17 protein-coding genes are annotated in these 17032 nt (G+C 67.2%); 10 read left to right on the plus strand and 7 right to left on the minus strand.

From position 1 onward, the window contains the following. Window positions 1-127 precede the first annotated feature (127 nt). Window positions 128-1000 (plus strand): 16S rRNA (cytidine(1402)-2'-O)-methyltransferase, encoded by an 873-nt coding sequence (rsmI, locus tag CY652_RS11135; protein ID WP_102130774.1) that lies wholly within the window; start codon window positions 128-130, stop codon window positions 998-1000. An 89-nt stretch (window positions 1001-1089) separates the two neighbouring features. Here rsmI and CY652_RS11140 read toward each other — a convergent pair whose 3' ends face one another. Beyond that, window positions 1090-1749: a septal ring lytic transglycosylase RlpA family protein gene (locus CY652_RS11140; protein ID WP_102130775.1), complete on the minus strand. Its 660-nt coding sequence runs from the start codon at window positions 1747-1749 to the stop codon at window positions 1090-1092. Window positions 1750-2407: 658 nt separating this feature from the next. Here CY652_RS11140 and CY652_RS11145 point away from each other — a divergent pair. The 3 genes from CY652_RS11145 (at window position 2408) to CY652_RS11155 (ending at window position 4235) form a co-directional block, all read left to right on the plus strand. Beyond that, on the plus strand, window positions 2408-3052 hold the full coding sequence (locus tag CY652_RS11145) for an MBL fold metallo-hydrolase (RefSeq protein ID WP_102130776.1): 645 nt from the start codon (window positions 2408-2410) through the stop codon (window positions 3050-3052). Next, window positions 3049-3687 (plus strand): exonuclease, encoded by a 639-nt coding sequence (locus CY652_RS11150; RefSeq protein ID WP_102130777.1) that lies wholly within the window; start codon window positions 3049-3051, stop codon window positions 3685-3687. The genes CY652_RS11145 and CY652_RS11150 overlap by 4 nt, the downstream gene beginning before the upstream one ends. A gap of 89 nt (window positions 3688-3776) precedes the next feature. Continuing rightward, window positions 3777-4235: an Lrp/AsnC family transcriptional regulator gene (locus CY652_RS11155; protein WP_102130890.1), complete on the plus strand. Its 459-nt coding sequence runs from the start codon at window positions 3777-3779 to the stop codon at window positions 4233-4235. Between the two features lie 44 nt (window positions 4236-4279). On the opposite strand, the gene CY652_RS11160 is transcribed toward CY652_RS11155, so the two are convergent. The 3 genes from CY652_RS11160 to CY652_RS23985 form a co-directional block, all read right to left on the minus strand. Beyond that, on the minus strand, window positions 4280-5476 hold the full coding sequence (locus CY652_RS11160; protein WP_102130778.1) for a cation diffusion facilitator family transporter: 1197 nt from the start codon (window positions 5474-5476) through the stop codon (window positions 4280-4282). 251 nt (window positions 5477-5727) lie between these two features. After that, window positions 5728-6027, minus strand: a complete 300-nt coding sequence (locus CY652_RS11165) for an H-NS histone family protein (RefSeq protein ID WP_102130779.1) — start codon at window positions 6025-6027, stop codon at window positions 5728-5730. Window positions 6028-6350: 323 nt separating this feature from the next. Beyond that, on the minus strand, window positions 6351-6563 hold the full coding sequence (locus tag CY652_RS23985; RefSeq protein ID WP_146010073.1) for a hypothetical protein: 213 nt from the start codon (window positions 6561-6563) through the stop codon (window positions 6351-6353). 119 nt (window positions 6564-6682) lie between these two features. Here CY652_RS23985 and CY652_RS11170 point away from each other — a divergent pair, with 119 nt between their 5' ends. Further along, complete coding sequence (locus tag CY652_RS11170) at window positions 6683-7864, plus strand: MFS transporter (protein ID WP_258002285.1); 1182 nt, start codon at window positions 6683-6685, stop codon at window positions 7862-7864. Between the two features lie 214 nt (window positions 7865-8078). Here CY652_RS11170 and CY652_RS11175 read toward each other — a convergent pair whose 3' ends face one another. Then, the gene (locus tag CY652_RS11175) at window positions 8079-9224 is read right to left on the minus strand and encodes a branched-chain amino acid ABC transporter substrate-binding protein (RefSeq protein WP_102130780.1); all 1146 of its coding nucleotides are present in this window, start codon (window positions 9222-9224) and stop codon (window positions 8079-8081) included. Window positions 9225-10041: 817 nt separating this feature from the next. Between CY652_RS11175 and CY652_RS11180 the strand changes: the two genes are divergently transcribed. Together CY652_RS11180 and CY652_RS11185 are read left to right on the plus strand one after the other, a co-directional pair. Next, the gene (locus tag CY652_RS11180; protein ID WP_102130892.1) at window positions 10042-10740 is read left to right on the plus strand and encodes a dienelactone hydrolase family protein; all 699 of its coding nucleotides are present in this window, start codon (window positions 10042-10044) and stop codon (window positions 10738-10740) included. Window positions 10741-10861: 121 nt separating this feature from the next. Then, window positions 10862-12361: an amidase gene (locus tag CY652_RS11185; protein WP_102130781.1), complete on the plus strand. Its 1500-nt coding sequence runs from the start codon at window positions 10862-10864 to the stop codon at window positions 12359-12361. A 4-nt stretch (window positions 12362-12365) separates the two neighbouring features. Here the strand turns inward: CY652_RS11185 and CY652_RS11190 are convergent, their stop codons facing one another. Next, window positions 12366-12677, minus strand: coding sequence for a high-potential iron-sulfur protein (locus tag CY652_RS11190; RefSeq protein WP_102130782.1), 312 nt, complete (start codon window positions 12675-12677; stop codon window positions 12366-12368). Between the two features lie 224 nt (window positions 12678-12901). Next, entirely contained in the window at window positions 12902-14008 is a 1107-nt protein-coding gene (locus tag CY652_RS11195) for an NAD(P)/FAD-dependent oxidoreductase (RefSeq protein WP_102130783.1), read from the minus strand. Between the two features lie 284 nt (window positions 14009-14292). On the opposite strand from CY652_RS11195, the gene CY652_RS11200 reads away from it, so the two are divergent. From CY652_RS11200 to CY652_RS11210, 3 genes are all read left to right on the plus strand, one after another. After that, window positions 14293-14781, plus strand: a complete 489-nt coding sequence (locus CY652_RS11200; RefSeq protein ID WP_102130893.1) for a hypothetical protein — start codon at window positions 14293-14295, stop codon at window positions 14779-14781. 55 nt (window positions 14782-14836) lie between these two features. Further along, entirely contained in the window at window positions 14837-15643 is an 807-nt protein-coding gene (locus tag CY652_RS11205; RefSeq protein ID WP_102130784.1) for an endonuclease/exonuclease/phosphatase family protein, read from the plus strand. Window positions 15644-16121: 478 nt separating this feature from the next. Further along, window positions 16122-16892, plus strand: coding sequence for a ferredoxin--NADP reductase (locus tag CY652_RS11210; RefSeq protein WP_102130785.1), 771 nt, complete (start codon window positions 16122-16124; stop codon window positions 16890-16892). Window positions 16893-17032 lie beyond the last annotated feature (140 nt).

A 17032-nucleotide genomic window follows, 5' to 3' on the forward strand; every position in this document is an offset into this window, starting at 1 on the left:
CCGATCCGCGCGAAGCCGCCGGCCCGCCGTGCCGCCGGACTCCCTATCCCCGTTCTGCGCCCGCGGCCCGTCGTACCCCGCGTGGCACAATGTCGGCCTCGTTCCTTCCGCTCGCGCGTTCCGCCTCATGACGCCCCTCTTCGAACTCGCACAGGCCCAGCACTACCCCGAGGCCACGCTGTACGTCGTGGCCACGCCGATCGGCAATACGGCCGACGTCACGTTGCGCGCGCTCCATGTGCTCGGTCTCGTCGACCGCGTCGCCGCCGAGGACACGCGCAACACCGGCCAGCTACTCACGCGCTACGGCATCGCGAAGCCGCTCGTCGCCGTGCACGAGCACAACGAGCGCGAAGCGGCGCAACGCATCGTCGAACACCTGCGGGCCGGCGAGCGCGTCGCCTACGTGTCGGACGCCGGCACGCCCGGCATCTCCGACCCGGGCGCGAAGCTCGTCGAGACCGTGCGCGAGGCGGGCCTGCGAGTCGTGCCGCTGCCGGGCGCGAGCGCGCTCGCCGCGGCAGTGAGCGCGGCCGGCGACTGGGTGACGACGTTCACGTTCCTCGGCTTTCTGCCGCCGAAAGCGAAGCAGCGCGCCGCCGCGCTGCAACCGCTCGCCGCGCACGTCCACGCGATGGTGTTCTACGAAGCGCCGCATCGCATCGTCGAAACCGTGCAGGCGCTGGCCGACGCGTTCGGCCCCGCGCGCCGTCTGCTGATCGCGCGAGAACTGACGAAGCTACACGAGGCCCTCTACGTCTGCACCCTGGCCGACGGGCCGGCATGGCTCGCCGCCGACGCCAACCGGCAGCGCGGCGAATTCGTGCTGGTGGTCGAGGGCGCGGGCGAATGCCCGGCGGCGGGGCAGGATCACGACGCGCTCCTGCGCGTCCTGCTGGAGGAGCTGCCGGTCAAGGGCGCCGCACGAATCGCGGCAACGTTGACGGGCGCATCGCGCAACGCGCTCTATGCGCGCGCGCTCGAACTGAAGGGCGGTTGAAGCCGCCGGCAGGCGGAAAAGCAAAAGGGCCGCCCGCAGGCGACCCTCTCTGAAGCCGGCCAACCCGCGCCGACCGAAACGAAACAAGCTCAGTGGTCGGAAACCGAATTTTCCGCCAGCATCTGCGCGCTCTGCTCCTTCGCTTCCTTGCTCGACAGTCCTTCGATCCGCACGCGCGCCGTGCCGACGTGCTGCAGCCCGAGGATGGAGGCGGCCGCATAAGACAGATCGATCACGCGGCCGCGCGCAAACGGGCCGCGATCGTTGATCCGCACGACCACCCACTTCGACGTGGCCGGCACGCTCACGCGCACGTACGAGCCGAGCGGCAACGTGCGATGCGCCGCCGTCAGCGCATGCATGTCGTAGCGCTCGCCGCTCGCCGTGCGGCGGCCGCGGAACGCCTGGCCGTACCACGAGGCCCGGCCGACCTGATGGAACGACGAGATGTCGGGCGCATCGCCGGAGATGGGTTCAGCCTTGGTCAACGGCGTATCGCCGCCGGCGCTATCCGTCGCGCTGGCGGTACTGACGGCGGCACTGGCCGGGGTGGCCGGCAATGCGGAGGCGGGACCGTCGTAACCCGACGGCGCAAGCATTGCCGTGGTATTGCTGTCGTGTGCGACCTTTGTGCGCAGCGCTTCGCTGTCGTCCGACTGGTTCTGGAGACCCGGTGGCACGGCACAGCCGGCCAGCGCCAAAAGAAGCGCGAGGCTACCGAACCGTCGTCGGGATAGTCGCCAATTCATAGATTCTTCGCCGTTTACAAGCCGTGTTGCGCAGCGATCAAACGCTTGGCACCCAGCTTGTGCGGACGGATATGGCCACGCTGTCCAGCCCGAAGGCAGACATCGGCCCAACCCGTATGCGGCCACTCGCGCCGCTACCGCCAGTTATTTTTCACGTCTGACCCAGCCTGTCCCAGCAGCCTGACCCAGACCCCACATGCCGCCATCGAACATGAAACCTGTTCTGGCGCACCGGATGCCCGGCACACACAGGAACGGCGGCGTAGGCCCCATCCAGCGTCACGGCAGCAAGGCCGTTGCAGGCGCGCGGCGCCTGGCTGGACAAGACGTGCGGCATCGAACCTTCTTCGATACCTGATTTGCCGTCGCGTCGGCGAACCTTCGACGACGGCACTTGCTTGACGGCGACGCCACGACCCGCGGTAAAACGGGTCCGCATCGCCCAGTGAAAGCACGAATTTCGTGCACGATCCGGCGCATTATACCCAAAAGGAATCCGCACCATGCCCCGCAAATTAAATTCCCGATCGTTTTTCTCTATCGCCCCCAATCGGGTGGTTGCCCAAACAGTGCCCGTCCCCGCCTGGCGATGCCCGATCCGCCAGCCCGGTACAATCGACGCTTTGGCGCCGCACCGCGCCGTCCCCGCCGATCCCGCATGAAAGTCACGCTGATACCCGTCACCCCGTTCCAGCAAAACAGCTCGCTGCTCGTCTGCGAGGCGACGGGACGCGCCGCGGTCGTCGATCCCGGCGGCGACCTCGAGCGAATCGAGAACGAAATCGGCCGACAGAACGTGCGGCTCGAAAAGGTGCTGCTCACGCACGGCCACATCGACCACTGCGCCGGCGCGAGAACGCTCGCGGACCGCTACGGCGTGCCGGTCGAGGGTCCGCACGAGGACGAGCGCTTCTGGCTGGAGCAGTTGCCCGAGCAGAGTCGGCGCTTCGGCTTTCCGGCCGCCGCAGCATTCGAACCCGACCGGTGGCTCATCGACGGCGACGCCGTGCGCTTCGGGGACGAAACGCTCGAGGTCTACCATTGCCCCGGCCACACGCCCGGGCACGTGGTGTTCTTCAGCCGCGCGCACCGGCTCGCGCTCGTCGGCGACGTGCTGTTCGCCGGCTCGATCGGCCGCACGGACTTTCCGCGCGGCAATCACGCCGACCTGATCCGCTCGATCCGCGAAAAACTCTGGCCGCTCGGCGACGACGTCGCGTTCGTGCCGGGTCACGGTCCGGCCTCGACGTTCGGCGCCGAGCGCCGGACCAACCCTTACGTCGCAGACGGAATGCCCGGATGAGCAACGAAGAAATCTACGTCAGTACCGACGTCGAGGCCGACGGCCCGATCCCCGGTCCGCACTCGATGCTGAGCTTCGCCTCGGCCGCCTACACGGCCGACAAGCGCCTCGTCTCCACCTTCTCCGCCAATCTCGAATTGCTCGAAGGCGCCGCCCCGCATCCGGTGCAGACGGCCTGGTGGCAGACCCAGCCCGAAGCCTGGGCCGCCTGCCGCCAGAACCTGCAAGCGCCGGCCGGGGCGCTCGTCGCCTACGTCGAATGGGTCGAGGCGCTGCCGGGCAAGCCGGTCTTCGTCGCCATGCCCGCCGGCTTCGATTTCACGTTCATGTTCTGGTACATGATGCGTTTCGCCGGCCGCTGCCCGTTTTCGTGGTCGGCGCTCGACATCAAGACGCTGGCCTTCGCGATGACGGGCCTGCCGTACCGCAAGTGCATCAAGCCGCGCCTGCCCGGGCGCTGGTTCGACGATCATCCGCACACGCACGTGGCGCTCGACGACGCCATCGAGCAGGGCGCGCTCTTTTGTAACATGCTCGCCGAGCTGCGCGCCGCGCAAGCCGGCGCCGGTTCCGCCGCCATTCGGCCTGATTGGGACGCCTCGGGGCAAAATTCCGCCATCAAACCGGCAAATTAGTTAAACTCCCTCGTCGAAGGCGCCTTACATTGCGTTTCGTTTCCGCGCCCTCTACCATCCGGTATACGGCGACGCAAACGGAGGCGCAGTTGACACTCGATACGTTCTCTCAAAAGATCCTGCGCCTGCTACAGCTCGACGCCCGCCGTTCGGTGCAGGAAATCTCCGACCAGGTGGGACTGTCCAGCACGCCATGCTGGCGGCGCATCAAGGACATGGAGCAGTCGGGCGTGATCCAGCGTTATACGGCGCTGCTCGATCGCGAAAAGCTCGGCCTGAACGTCTGTGCGCTCGCGCAGGTCCGTCTCGCCCGACACATCGAGGGTGGCGTCGCTCAGTTCGAACGCGAAATCGCCGCGCTGCCCGAAGTGACCGAGTGCTACAGCACGACGGGCGAGGCCGACTACGTCCTGAAGATCGTCGCGACCGACATCAAGGCCTACGACGCGTTCCTGCAGGCGCGCATTTTCCCGATTCCGGCCGTCACGCACGTCCACACGAGCGTCGTGCTCCGCGAAATCAAGTTCGATACGCAGTTGCCGCTCTAGCGCGCCGGGGCCCGCCAGGGCAGGGCACACAGGCGCCCCCGGCGCTACTTCAGCGCTCGTTCGGGTTCGGCGCCCCTGCGCGCGAAGTCCATGCTCAACACCTGCCGCACGTCGAGATGCCGTGCGCCGAGCCGTTGCCGGAGCGCCTCCAGGTCGATGCGTTCGAGCCGGGGAGCCACGTCGCCCGGCTGGTCGCAGGAAGCCGCCAGCGTCACCTCGATGTCGAGGCCGGTGCTCAGGTAATGCAGCATGACCTCGATGACGCGAATGCCGTGCCCGACGAACGACGCTTCCAGTTGCGCGATCACCTTGCCGCGCGGCGGCAGGTCGATCGGCGGGCGCGCCAGCATGTCGTTCTCGGGATCGACGTGAATGAGCGCGTCGAGCACGCGGGCGTCGCCGAGCAGCCGGGCCCGCGCCGATTCGGCGATGTAATGGCCTTCGGAGACCGAAATACGCGGCTCGACGAGAATGTGCGCGTCGACGAGGGCAAGGTCGCCGGTCTTGCGCGTGCGCATTTCGTGGACGTCCTTCACGCCGGGCGTGGAAAGCAGCAGCACGCGCAGGTCGGCCGCGGCCGATTCGTCGAGCGCGCGATCCGACAGATCCTGCAGCGCGTCCCAGCCGAACTCCCAGCCCATGCGCGCGACCATGAAGCCGACGATCGCCGCGGCGATCGGATCGAGCAGATGGATGCCCGCGAGGCTGCCGACGATGCCGAGCGCCACGACGAGCGACGAGGCGGCGTCCGAACGCGCGTGCCAGGCGTTGGCGATCAGCATGGCCGAGCGCACGCGCTGCGCCTCGCGCAGCATGTAGCGAAACAGGCTCTCTTTCGACGCCAGCACGACCAGCGCGACCACGAGCGCGCTCGCATGCACGGGCGGCACCGCGGTATGGCCCGCGAGCCGCACGCCGGCGCGCGAAAGCATGCCGACGCCGACGGCGATCAGCAATACGCCGAGGAAAAGCGACGCCACGGTTTCGTAGCGACTGTGTCCGTAATTGTGATCGGCGTCCGGCTTGGCGCCGCTATGCCGATTCGCGACGAGTACGACGAAATCGGAAACGAGATCGGCGAGCGAATGCACACCGTCGGCAATCAATGCCTGCGAATGGGCAAACAGGCCGACCACGATTTGCAGGACGACCAGCACCGAATTGAGGACGATGCTGACGAAAGTGGTCTTGCGCGCGACCTGGTGCTTTTCGGGGGACTGCTCCGCCGCGGATGAAGACATGCGAGAAATAAACCAGGATTTTGAATACCTGAATTGTACCGGCGTCTTCGTGAATTATCGGCAAAGCCCCCGAAAACCTCTTTTAAATCAGACGACTACAACAATACGACGCATTCGCATTCCACATCCGCACTCGCGCCGATGAAACGGGCAACAAAAAACCGCGCTCGTACGGCTGCGCGGTTTCTGTAATGAGAGGAGAGGCGAGAACGGCGCGTATCGGAAAAAAACGACCCGATACGTCCGTTCGGTTATTTCGCGATCAGGAATTTTTCCCGATCCTTGCCGACGATCCACCGCGGCGGCTTGCCCCGGCCCGACCACGTGCTGCCGCTATCCGGATCGCGATATTTGGGCGCGACGCTCGCGCGCGCGCGGCTGGCTTTTACGCCTTTGCCCCGACCGCCGCCGAGTTCGGCAAGCGTGATGCCGTAGTCGGCCATTTTCTGCTTGATTTCATTGAGCACTTCGGCGTATTCGCGAGCCTTCGCTTCTTCGATTTGTCTCTCGAGCTTTTCGCGCTGTGCCAGCAGTTCCTTGTAGGACGACATAGATTCCCTTGTGGTTTCGACGATTATTGGCCACCAGTCTATGCCGGCTTGCCACTTACCAGGTTGTCCTGCTTCTAAATTCGTGTGCGAGATTAACACAAAACTCGAATATGGGGAAAAGCCGCCGTGAAAGGCCCGATTAATTTATGTTTCAAATTACTACGATACTCAAACTGTCAACACAGCCTCTCATTCCATGCAAATAATTATTTTCATGGAAAGCCAAATTTATTCAATAATTCGGTCAGATCGAATCTCAATCCATGAGAATCCAATACCGAAAATCGCCGAAACATTTCATGCAATGACAACTTCAGCCTCGTTCATGCCTTAAACGCAAGGCTGCTATGCAATTCGATGTGCGGTACAGCACAAAATGCCACATGCAACGACGCGTAATCGTCCGGGTTCGTTAAAAACGAAACGGGCTCGAACGCCATCGTCCCGGCAGACCCGCCGGCGATCGGAACGACCGCCGTCCGGCGCGGCGGATATCCGATCCGCGACAGGCCCGCGCCCGCTTCGTTAAAATCCACGCTTTGCCGCGCGTTTTATCCGTCTCTCGCCCGGTCTCCGTTTGTCCGTCTCTTCTTCCCTACCGAACAACTTCGCTGTGCCAGACCATTCGACCGATTCCCTCGCCGCCGCGCCGCCCGTGTCCGGCCCCCATCAGACCCTGCCCGTCGCGAGGCTCAATCGCGCCCGCGTCGCGACGATGGCGATCTTCTTCATCGCGGGGTTCATGTACGCGTCGTGGGGCGTGCACGTCCCGACCGTGCGCGACCGCTTCCATCTGGATCCGGCCCTGCTCTCGTGCGCGCTGTTCGCCGTGGCCGGCGGCTCGATCGCGGCCATGACCCGCATCGGCCCGTGGATCGCGCGCGTCGGCACCCTGCGGGCCTGTCTCGCGGGCGGCCTGACCATGGCGGTGAGCAGCACGCTGATCCTCGTCGTGCCCGCCTACTGGATGCTGCTCGTCGTGCTGGCGGCGTTCGGCGCCGGCATGGCGACGCTCGACGTCGCGATGAACGCCGAGGCCAGCGCCGTCGAGGAAGCGCTCGAGCGGCCCATCATGTCGTCGCTGCACGGCATGTTCAGCGTCGGCGGCATGGCGGGCGCGGCGGCCGGCGGCGCGCTGCTCGCGCACGGCATGGCGCCCGCGCTGCACCTGCTGCTCGCCGGCGCGCTGAGCGCCGTCGTGGTGGTTCTCGCCTGCCCGGCCGTGCTGCCGCCTACCCCGCACGAGGAGCAGGCCGCATCCGCCTCCGGGCACGGCAACCGCTGGCGCACGCCGGCGCTCTGGGCACTCGGCGCGATCGCGCTGATCGCGTTGATCGCCGAAGGCGCGATGTACGACTGGGCGACGGTCTACATGCGCGACGTGGTGCGGGCCACGTCCGCCACGGCGAGCGCGGCCTATGCCGCGTTCTCGGCCGGCATGGCGGCCGGGCGTTTTTCCGGCGACGCCGTGCGCGCCCGTTTCGGCGCGCCGCAACTGGTGCTCGCGAGCGCGTCGCTCGCCTGCCTCGGCATGATCGGCGCGCTGCTTTTGCCCTACACGATTCCCGCCCTGGCCGGTTTCACGCTGATGGGCCTCGGCCTTGCCAACATGATGCCGGTGATGTTCGCGGCCGCCGCGCGCGTGAAGGGCGTCCACGCGGCCGAGGGCCTCGCGCACGTCGCGGGCCTCGCCTATTTCGGCCTGCTGCTCGGCCCGGTGGTGATCGGCGGCGTCACGCAGGCGACGAGCCTGCCCGTCGGCCTCTCGGTCGTCGCCCTGTGCGCCGCGCTCGTGGCGCTGGCGGGCCCGAAGGTGCTGCGGCGGCTCGGCGTCTGACGATCGCCGGATCGGCCGACCGCGCGGCGAATTCGCCGTCGCAACGCCGACGCGCCGCGCCGGCGCAGTTCCGCTAACGCAAGCCCCCAAGCGCAGTCCCAAAACCGCAGTCCCAAAAACAAAAGGCACGCGAGCCATCGGCCCGCGTGCCTTTTTCACATCGTCCGCAGGAACGCGCGGCCGAAGCCGCCGCGTCCCGCCGGAGCACCCGCTATTACATCGTCACGACGTCGAGCAGCGTCTTCTTGCCGGCCTTGTAGTCGTACAGCGAGATCACGCCGTGCTTCAGGTCGCCGTGCGAGTCGAACTGCGTCTCGCCGATCACGCCGTGGTAGTCGGTCGTCGGCATTTCGGCGAGGATCTTCGCCGGATCGGTCGAGTTCGCGCGCTTCATCGCGTCGACGATGATGTACACGGCGTCATAGGTGAACGGCGCGTAGATCTGGATCGGCTGGCCGAAGCGCTTTTCGTACTTCGCTTCGAACGCCTGGCCGCCCGGCATGCGCTCGAGCGCCATACCGGCTTCCGAGCACACGACGTTGTCGGTGGCGTCGCCGGCGAGCTGCGAGAGGCCGTCCGTGCAGACGCCGTCGCCCGCGAGCACCTTCGCGCGCAGGCCGAGCTGCTTCGCCTGCTTGGCGAACGGGCCGCCGGTCGCATCCATGCCGCCGTACATGATCGCGTCGGGGTTTTCGCCCTTGATCTTCGTGAGAATCGCGCGGAAGTCCACGGCCTTGTCGTTCGTCGCGTCGTGCGAGAGCACGTTCAGGCCGAGCGCCTTCGCCTGCTTCTCGAACTCGTCCGCGAGACCCTGACCGTAGGCGGTCGAGTCGTCGACGATCGCCACGCTCTTGATGTGCAGGCTCTTGGCCGCGTAGTTGGCGAGCGCCGGACCTTGCTGCGCGTCCGTCGCGACGACGCGATAGGCCGTCTTGAAGCCCTGTTGCGTGTAGGCCGGGTTGGTGGCCGACGGCGAGATCTGCACGATGCCTGCATCGCTGTAGATCTTCGAGGCCGGGATCGTCGTGCCCGAGTTCAAGTGGCCGACCACGGCCACGACGTGATCGTCGACGAGCTTCTGCGCAACCTGGGTAGCCGTGCGCGGGTCGGCCGCGTCGTCCACCGAGTCGAGCACCAGCGTGACCTTCTGGCCGCCGATCACGAGACCCTTCGCATTGATTTCTTCGATGGCGAGGCGCGCGCCGTTTTCGTTGTCCTTCCCGAGGTGGGCGATTTCACCCGTGAGCGGTGCGGCATGACCGATTTTCACGATCTCGTCAGCCGAAGCCGCCGTCGCGAACGACGCAAACATCACGACCGCCGCGCTGATCGGCAACAGCTTTTGAAGCTTGATATTCATGTAAGTCTCCAGTTTCGATCCCAAAAACATAACCTGCCCTGTGCCCCCGTGCCCCTTGCCTTCTCACCCACCTCAGCGGCGAACGGCGAATAGCGAGGTTGCCCCTGCAATGCACCTGGCCAGCATGACGGGCGGCCTGCTCTTCCTGTTCGAGACAGGCCACCCCTCCATACTTGCGCGCAAGTGTAGGCGATCAAATTAAATTGGGGGACTTTTTTCAGATATCGGGGTGAGTACCAATAGGCCGAATGGCCCATTGTCTGCAATGCCTGCGATATGGCACCTGCGGCGGATCCTTTTGCGCATCCGTAAAGCAGACCGAACGCGCGCCGCCCAAAGCGCCCGATTATTGTCGGGAAAAACCGGACGCTTCGGGCGAAGCCTGTGCGCCCCTATATATATTATGTCCGCGCCGGCGTCCGGAACCGCGAAGCGTGGCCGCTGGCGGGCACGCGCCGCGACGGCGACAAAACGGCGACGTCTCGAAAGCGACACGAACCCGGAAATGTCCGCGGCCGAAAAAAAGAAAGGAATCGCGACCAATACTTCATTTCCGGATACGGAAAAGCGCGAGAAAACTCGAAAACCTTCCGCAATTGCCGCTCGTAACGATCGCGCAATCGTTTTCGTTCATTTGTTTTCATCCATTCGTCAATCGACGCTTGCCGGTAATGCGAATAATTCCCGGCTGCGCGCGAACCCGGCATTCGGCAGGCCCCGCCCGCAGCCGCGCAACACCAGGCCGGCTGCAGCCGGGGCGGCTGATGTGGCAAACTGGCTCCCCATTTCGCTGCAAACGCTACTGAAGGAGAGCAACGTGAGCGTGACGTCCCGATGGATCGACATTCCCGCCGGCAACGACAGCTTCGGCGGATACCTGGCGCTGCCCAAGCGCGGCAAGGGCCCCGGCATCATCATCATTCAGGAAATCTTCGGCGTGAACGGACACATCCGCGACGTCGCCGACCAGTACGCGCTCGACGGCTACGTCGCGCTCGCCCCGGACATCTTCTGGCGCACCCAGCCTCGCGTCGAACTCGATTATGTGGGCGCGGACCGCGACAAGGGTATCGAGCTGCTGCAGAAAACCAACGTCGATCTCGCGGTTCAGGACATCGCCGCGACGGCCGCGGTGCTGCGCAAGCTGCCGGAAGCGAACGGCAAGGTGGCGGCGATCGGTTACTGCTTCGGCGGACGGCTCGCCTATCTCGCCGCGGCGCAAGGCTCGGTGGACGTGGCTGTCGCCTACTACGGCGGCGGCATCCAGAACGCGCTCGGCGAGGCCGACAAGATCAAGGCGCCGATCCAGTTCCATTACGCCGAGCTCGATCACGGCATTCCGCTCTCGGCCGTCGGCGAAGTGAAAGCGCGCTTCGCCGGACGCGACAACGCCGAATTCCATCTGTACCCGAGCGCCGACCACGGCTTCAACTGCTCGTCGCGCGACTCCTACAACCAGCACGCGTCCGCGCTCTCGCACGGCCGCACGCTGGCGTTCCTCGCCGAGCGCCTGTAAGCGTCGCGCAAGCGGCGCGGATCGCCCGGCCGCCCTCGCGAAATGGGGCCGCGATCCGCGCCGCCGTCTTTCCCGGGCGGGCCGGCATGGGCCGCCCGCCCCCTCGCCGGAGGCGCCCGCCGTGCAGTCCGACTATCTCGCCCACGACGCCGTCGGCCTCGCCGAACTGGTCCGAACCCGTGAAGTCGGCGCGCGCGAACTCGTCGACGCGGCCATTGCCCGCGCCGAAGCCGCCAACCCGGCGATCAACGCGATCGTCCTCAAGGATTACGAAGCTGCGCGCCGCCGCGCCTTGCGCGACGACGGCGACGGCACCGACGCGCTCGCGCACGGCCCGCTCGCCGGCGTGCCATTTCTCATGAAGGATCTGGGCGCCCCGGTCGCCGGCCTGCCGATGACGATGGGCAGCCGCCACTACCGCCATTTCGTGCCGATGGCCGATGCGCCCGTGGTGACGCGCTTTCGCCTCGCGGGCCTGAACCTGTTCGGCAAGACCAGCACGCCCGAGCTCGGCCAGATGCCCTGCACCGAGCCCGAGCTGTTCGGTCCCTGCCGCAATCCGTGGAATCTCGATCACACGCCGGGCGGCTCGAGCGGCGGCGCGGCCGCGGCCATCGCGGCGGGCATCGTGCCGTTCGCGCACGCGTCCGACGGCGGCGGCTCGATCCGCATCCCGGCGTCGTGCTGCGGCCTGTTCGGCCTCAAGCCGTCACGCTCGCGCCAGCCGCCCTCGAACGTCGCGCCGCCGCCCGGCGCGCTCGGCGTCGATCTCGCGTTGTCCCGCAGCGTGCGCGACAGCGCCCTCGCGCTCGACCTGATCGCGGGCGATCCGGCCGTGCCGCCCGGCGCGCCGGGTACGTTCGCCGCTGCCGTGCGCGAGCCGTGCCGGCCGCTGCGCGTCGCGTTCGCCACCGACCCGATGTTCGCCGTCTCGCTATCGGCCGACGTCAAGGCCGCGCTCGACGACGCGGGAAAGCTCGCCGAATCGCTGGGACACCACGTCGAGCCCGTCAGCCTCGGCATCGACTTCGCCGCCGTGCGCGAGGCGTTCCTGATGCTCTGGTCGGTCGTCGCCGAACAATACGTGCTCAACGCCGCCGACCTGTCGGGCCGGGCGCCGCGCCGGCGGGACTTCGAGACGGCCACCTGGGCGCTCGCCCACATCGGCCGCAAGCTCGGCGAGCGCGGGCTGCCCGCCGCGCTCGAAACGCAGCGGCGCATCACCGTCCAACTCGCGAGCCTGATGACGCGCTACGACGTGATGCTCTGCGCGACGCTGGCCAGCGCGCCGGTCAGGATCGGCGAACTGCGCCCGAGCGCGACCGAACGCCTGCGGATGCAGGCCGTCACGACCGTGCCGATGGAAACGCTGATGCGCCGGCTGCTGACCGAAGCGTCGAACAAGGCGTTCGCCTGGGCCGGCTGTACCGAGCTGTTCAATCTGACCGGCCAGCCGGCGATGTCGGTGCCGCTCTACTGGAACGCGCGCGGCCTGCCCGTCGGCGTGCAATTCGCCGCGCGCGAGGGCGACGATGCCACGCTGCTGCGCCTCGCCGCGCAACTCGAGGCGGCGCGCCCGTGGTTCGACCGGCGCCCGCCGCTGCTGCCGGCGCGGCGCTGACCGCTCAGGACTTCCGGATGTAAGCGCCGCACCAACCCTTGCCCGACACGCGCCGGCCGCCGAGCATCGGGCACGGCGCGAACGCGTCGGTGGGCTGGCCCTGATAGTAGGCACAGTTGCCGCACATCTGGCCGGCCGCGTATCGCGGATATTGGGTCTTGTCGACATGGGTCGCGTCGGACCGGTAGCCGAGCGCCTGCGCGGCGGGATCGGATTCCTGCACGACCGGCGGCGCGGCCAGCGCTTCGCGCGCGAACGCCAGCGCAGACGCGGCGCCGACGCTCGCGACGAGAAAAGTGCGGCGGGACAGCTTCATGAAGCGGGACTCCGTTTGCGGGGATGCGCTGCCCTGGCTACAGCAGCGAGTTCCGCAAGGATAGCAACGAAGCCTTTCGGCCTGCCGTCGAGATCCCAGGGGCGAGTCCGTTCATGCGAACCTCACGCGAACGGCAGCCTCGCGCCGGCCGCCGGAAAGGCCAGCGCAAGGATCGCGACGCAACGAAAACGCCGCTACGCCGCGAACCCCGAGCCGCCCAGCCGCTACGCCGGCGCCGCCATTTCGCTCACGCGCTGGGCGATCGCCAGCGAGGCCGTGAGTCCCGGCGACTCGATGCCGAACAGGTTCACGAGCCCGCGCACGCCGTGCGCGGCCGCCCCCTGGATCAGAAAGTCCGAAGCCGGCTCGCCCGGGCCGGAAAGCTTCGGGCGAATGCCCGAGTACGCCGGTTGCAGCGCGCCGTCCGGCAGCGACGGCCAGTAGCTGCGGATCTGCGTGTAGAAGCTGTCGGCGCGATGCGGATCGACGTCGTAATGAACCGATTCGACCCACTCGACGTCGGGCCCGAAACGCGCCTGGCCGCCGAGGTCGATGGTCAGATGCACGCCGAGCCCCGCCTCGTTGGGCATCGGATAAATGAGACGCGAGAACGGCGAGCGCCCCGACACGGCGAAGTAGTTGCCGCGCGCCAGAAAGAGCGGCGGCACGTGGCGCGCGTCGAGGCCGCGGATGCGCCGCGCCAGCGCGTTCGCGGCGAGCCCCGCGCTGTTGATCACGCAGGCCGCGCGAATCTCCGTCGGCGCCGGGCCGCCCACGCGCACGACGAACGCGCCGTCGCGCGCGTCGATCGATTCGACGCCCGCCTGCAGCGCCACCACGGCGCCGTCGCGCTCCGCGTCGCCCTGCAGCGCGAGCATGAGCTGATGGCTGTCGACGATGCCCGTCTGCGGCGAATAGACGGCCTCGACGCATTCGAGCGCGGGTTCGAGCGCCTGCGCCTCGGCCGCGTTGATGCGCGTGAGATCGAACACGCCGTTCTCGCGCCCGCGCGCGAGGATGCTTTCGAGCTGGGGCAGTTGGGCGCGCGAGGTCGCGACGAGCAATTTTCCGCAGCGCCGGTGCGGCACGTTGTGCGAGGCGCAGTACTCGTAGAGCATCTCGCGGCCGCGCACGCACAGCGTCGCCTTCAGCGAGCCGCGCGAATAGTAGAGGCCCGCGTGGATCACCTCGCTGTTGCGCGAACTGGTGCCGGTGCCGATCGCGTCGGCCGCCTCCAGCACGAGCACTTCGCGTCCGCGTGCCGCCAGCGCGCGGGCCACCGCGAGCCCGACTACGCCCGCTCCGATCACCACACATTCGATTTGATCCATGTCCCCACGTCCGTCTTCTGCTTTTCCGCCGGAGGCCGGCGTGCCGTCCCTCGTCGTTCCTCTTCGTCGTTCGCCGCGCGACGGGAACCGCCCCGGCCGGCGTCCCGGGTAAAAATTGTACGCTGTGCGGGTTTTGCCGGCTGGACGAGCGGCACGGGCCGAAACCGCGCCGCGCGGAAACGGACTATTACACTCCTGGCGCGGCGAACCCGGTATAGCATCGAGGGTCAGACAAGCGGCGGGATGCCCGTGCGCATCGCTATCGAAGGAGAATCGCCGACATGATGTGGTGGAAAGCCTGCGCCATTGCGCTCCTCGGCGTCGCCGGCGCCGCGTACGGCGAGGTCGCGACGCCCCCCGTCGTGCACTGGACGCTCGAAGTGGTGCGCGACGGCCAGACGATCGACACGTTCGACGCCTCCACGCCGGTCGGCCAGGCGCACACGGACACGCATCACCACGTCGTCGCGCACGACGTCGGCTGCAAGGACCAGCCCGGCGGCAGCATCGACCTCGAACGCACGCTGACCGTCTCGCCCACGGCGGCGGACGCGACGGACGTCACGCTCGCGATCGACGCGCACGATACGCTCGAGGACGACCCCGTCCAGCCGAGCCCCGAAGGCTGCCGTCTGCCGCCGCAGCCGCGCACGATCGCGGCGAGCCATCCGGGGCTGCGCGTGCCGGCCGGCCAGTGGGCCGACTGGCAAATCGTCCGCAAGGACCCGTCGCTCGTGTACCGCGTCCGCGCGAACCTCGTGCCGCAACCGTGACGACCGTGCGCCCCGTCCGCCCGCTGTCTCGCGCCACCCCCATCCCTTCCCGCGCATGCGAAATCCCGAAACCCTGATCGACGCGCCCAATGCCACGCCCCACGGCAACGATTTCGTCGCCGTGAGCTGGAACCTGCACAAGGGCCGCTCGCCGCTCGGCTTCCAGGCCTGGCAGGCCATGCAACGCTGGGTCCAGTCGATCCACGCGGACGCCTACTTCCTCCAGGAAGCGATGGCGCGGCGGCTGCCCGCGCCCGTGCTCTCGCCGGGCTTCGGCGCGCGGCTCGCCGATCCGCTCGACGACGTCTGGCACTGCCAGGCCACCGAAATCGCGCGCGCGCTCGAATTGCAGATCGCGCTCGGCCCGAACGTCTTCAAACCCTCCTGGCGGCACGGCAACGCCATCCTCTCGCCGCATCCGCTCGATCCCGGCGGCCGCTGGGACATCTCCGCGCACCGCTTCGAGCGACGCGGCCTGCTCGTCGCGCGCGCCGCCGTCGGCGGCCAGTCGGTCACGCTGCTGTGCGCGCATCTCGCGCTCACGCGCAGCGCGCGCCTCAAGCAGATGAACTGGATCGCGCACTGGATCGTGAAGGAAGCGCCGCACGGCCCGCTCGTGCTGGCCGGCGACTTCAACGACTGGCGCAACGACTCCGTGCCGCTCTTCGCCGAGCACGGCCTGCACGAAGTCGCGACGCTGCTCGGCGAGTCGGCGCGGACTTTCCCGGCGTTCTCGCCGGCGCTCGCGCTCGACAAGATGTTCGTGCGCGGCATGAAACCCGTCGAATGGATTCCGCCGTCGCAGGAAACGGCCTGGCTGTCGGACCATCTGCCGTACATCGCCCGGCTGCGCCTCGATTAACACGGCGAGCAAGGCCGGCAAGGCATCCTTTTCCCGGGAAGCCGGACCGGGCTCGCGTCGTCGGCAGAGGGTGCGGCGGATTCGTCATTCCGGTATGATTTGCGGCGTATTTTGCGGCTTGTTCGCGCGATCTGTCCGTATTCCGCGGCACGCGCCGCCCGGCCCCGACCGCGTTCCGCCGACGTTTTGCCCGTATTTCGCGTGCGTTTTGCCCGCGTTCCGCCCGTCGGCCACGAGCCGACCGAAACCGGATCGGGTCAGGCATCCGGCCGGATTCGCCCCAGAATTTGATCCATTGAAGGCGCCCCGACGCGCCGAACCCCGCCGACCGCCCGTTCAGCGCACCGCTACCCGCCGGCGGCAGGCGCGGTAAAATGGCGGATTGCGCTTCGATCGCGGCAAGCGGGGGGCGCGCAGCATCGCCTCTGCCGTGCCGGCGCGCGGGTCTGGCGGCCTTTGTTTTGCACATCCAGGAACCATGAGCAATCTGACAACCCAAACCGTCCTTTCCGTCCACCACTGGACCGACACGCTTTTCAGCTTCACCTGCACGCGCGATCCGGGCCTGCGCTTCGAGAACGGCCAGTTCACGATGGTCGGCCTCGAAGTGGACGGCAAGCCGCTGATCCGCGCCTACAGCATGGCCAGCGCGAATTACGAGGAGCATCTCGAATTCCTCAGCATCAAGGTGCAGGACGGCCCGCTCACGTCGCGGCTGCAGCACCTGAAGGTCGGCGACCAGGTCCTGATCGGCAAGAAGCCGACCGGCACGCTGATGGCCGACAACCTGGTGCCCGGCAAGACGCTGTGGCTCCTCTCCACGGGCACGGGGCTCGCGCCGTTCATGTCGATCATCAAGGACCCCGACGTGTACGACCGCTACGAGAAGGTCGTGCTCACGCACACCTGCCGCTTCGTGGACGAGCTCGCGTACAAGGAGTACATCAGCGAAGACCTGCGCAATCACGAATATCTCGGCGAGATCGTGCGCGAAAAGCTCCTCTACTATCCGACGGTTACGCGCGAAACGTTCCAGAACCGCGGCCGGATCACGGAGCTGATCGAGACGAAGAAGCTGTTCGCCGACCTGAACGTGGAGCCGTTCTCGGCCAAAAACGATCGCGTGATGCTCTGCGGCAGCCCGCACATGCTGCGCGACACGCGCGAGCTGCTCGACAACCTGGGCTTCAGGGAAGGCAGCAACAACGAGCCGGGCCACTACGTCGTCGAGAAAGCCTTCGTCGGCTGAAACGCCGGATACCGGGACGGGGCGCGAAAAGCGTCGCCGGCCCGTCCGCATCGCAAGCCGGAGCCTCGCGCTCCGGCTTTTTTTCGTCCGGTCGCTGTTACAAATTCCGCATCGACGACATCTTTTCGATGTAGGAAATT

It is taken from the genome of Burkholderia sp. WAC0059, assembly GCF_002870125.1.
Lineage (GTDB): Bacteria > Pseudomonadota > Gammaproteobacteria > Burkholderiales > Burkholderiaceae > Paraburkholderia.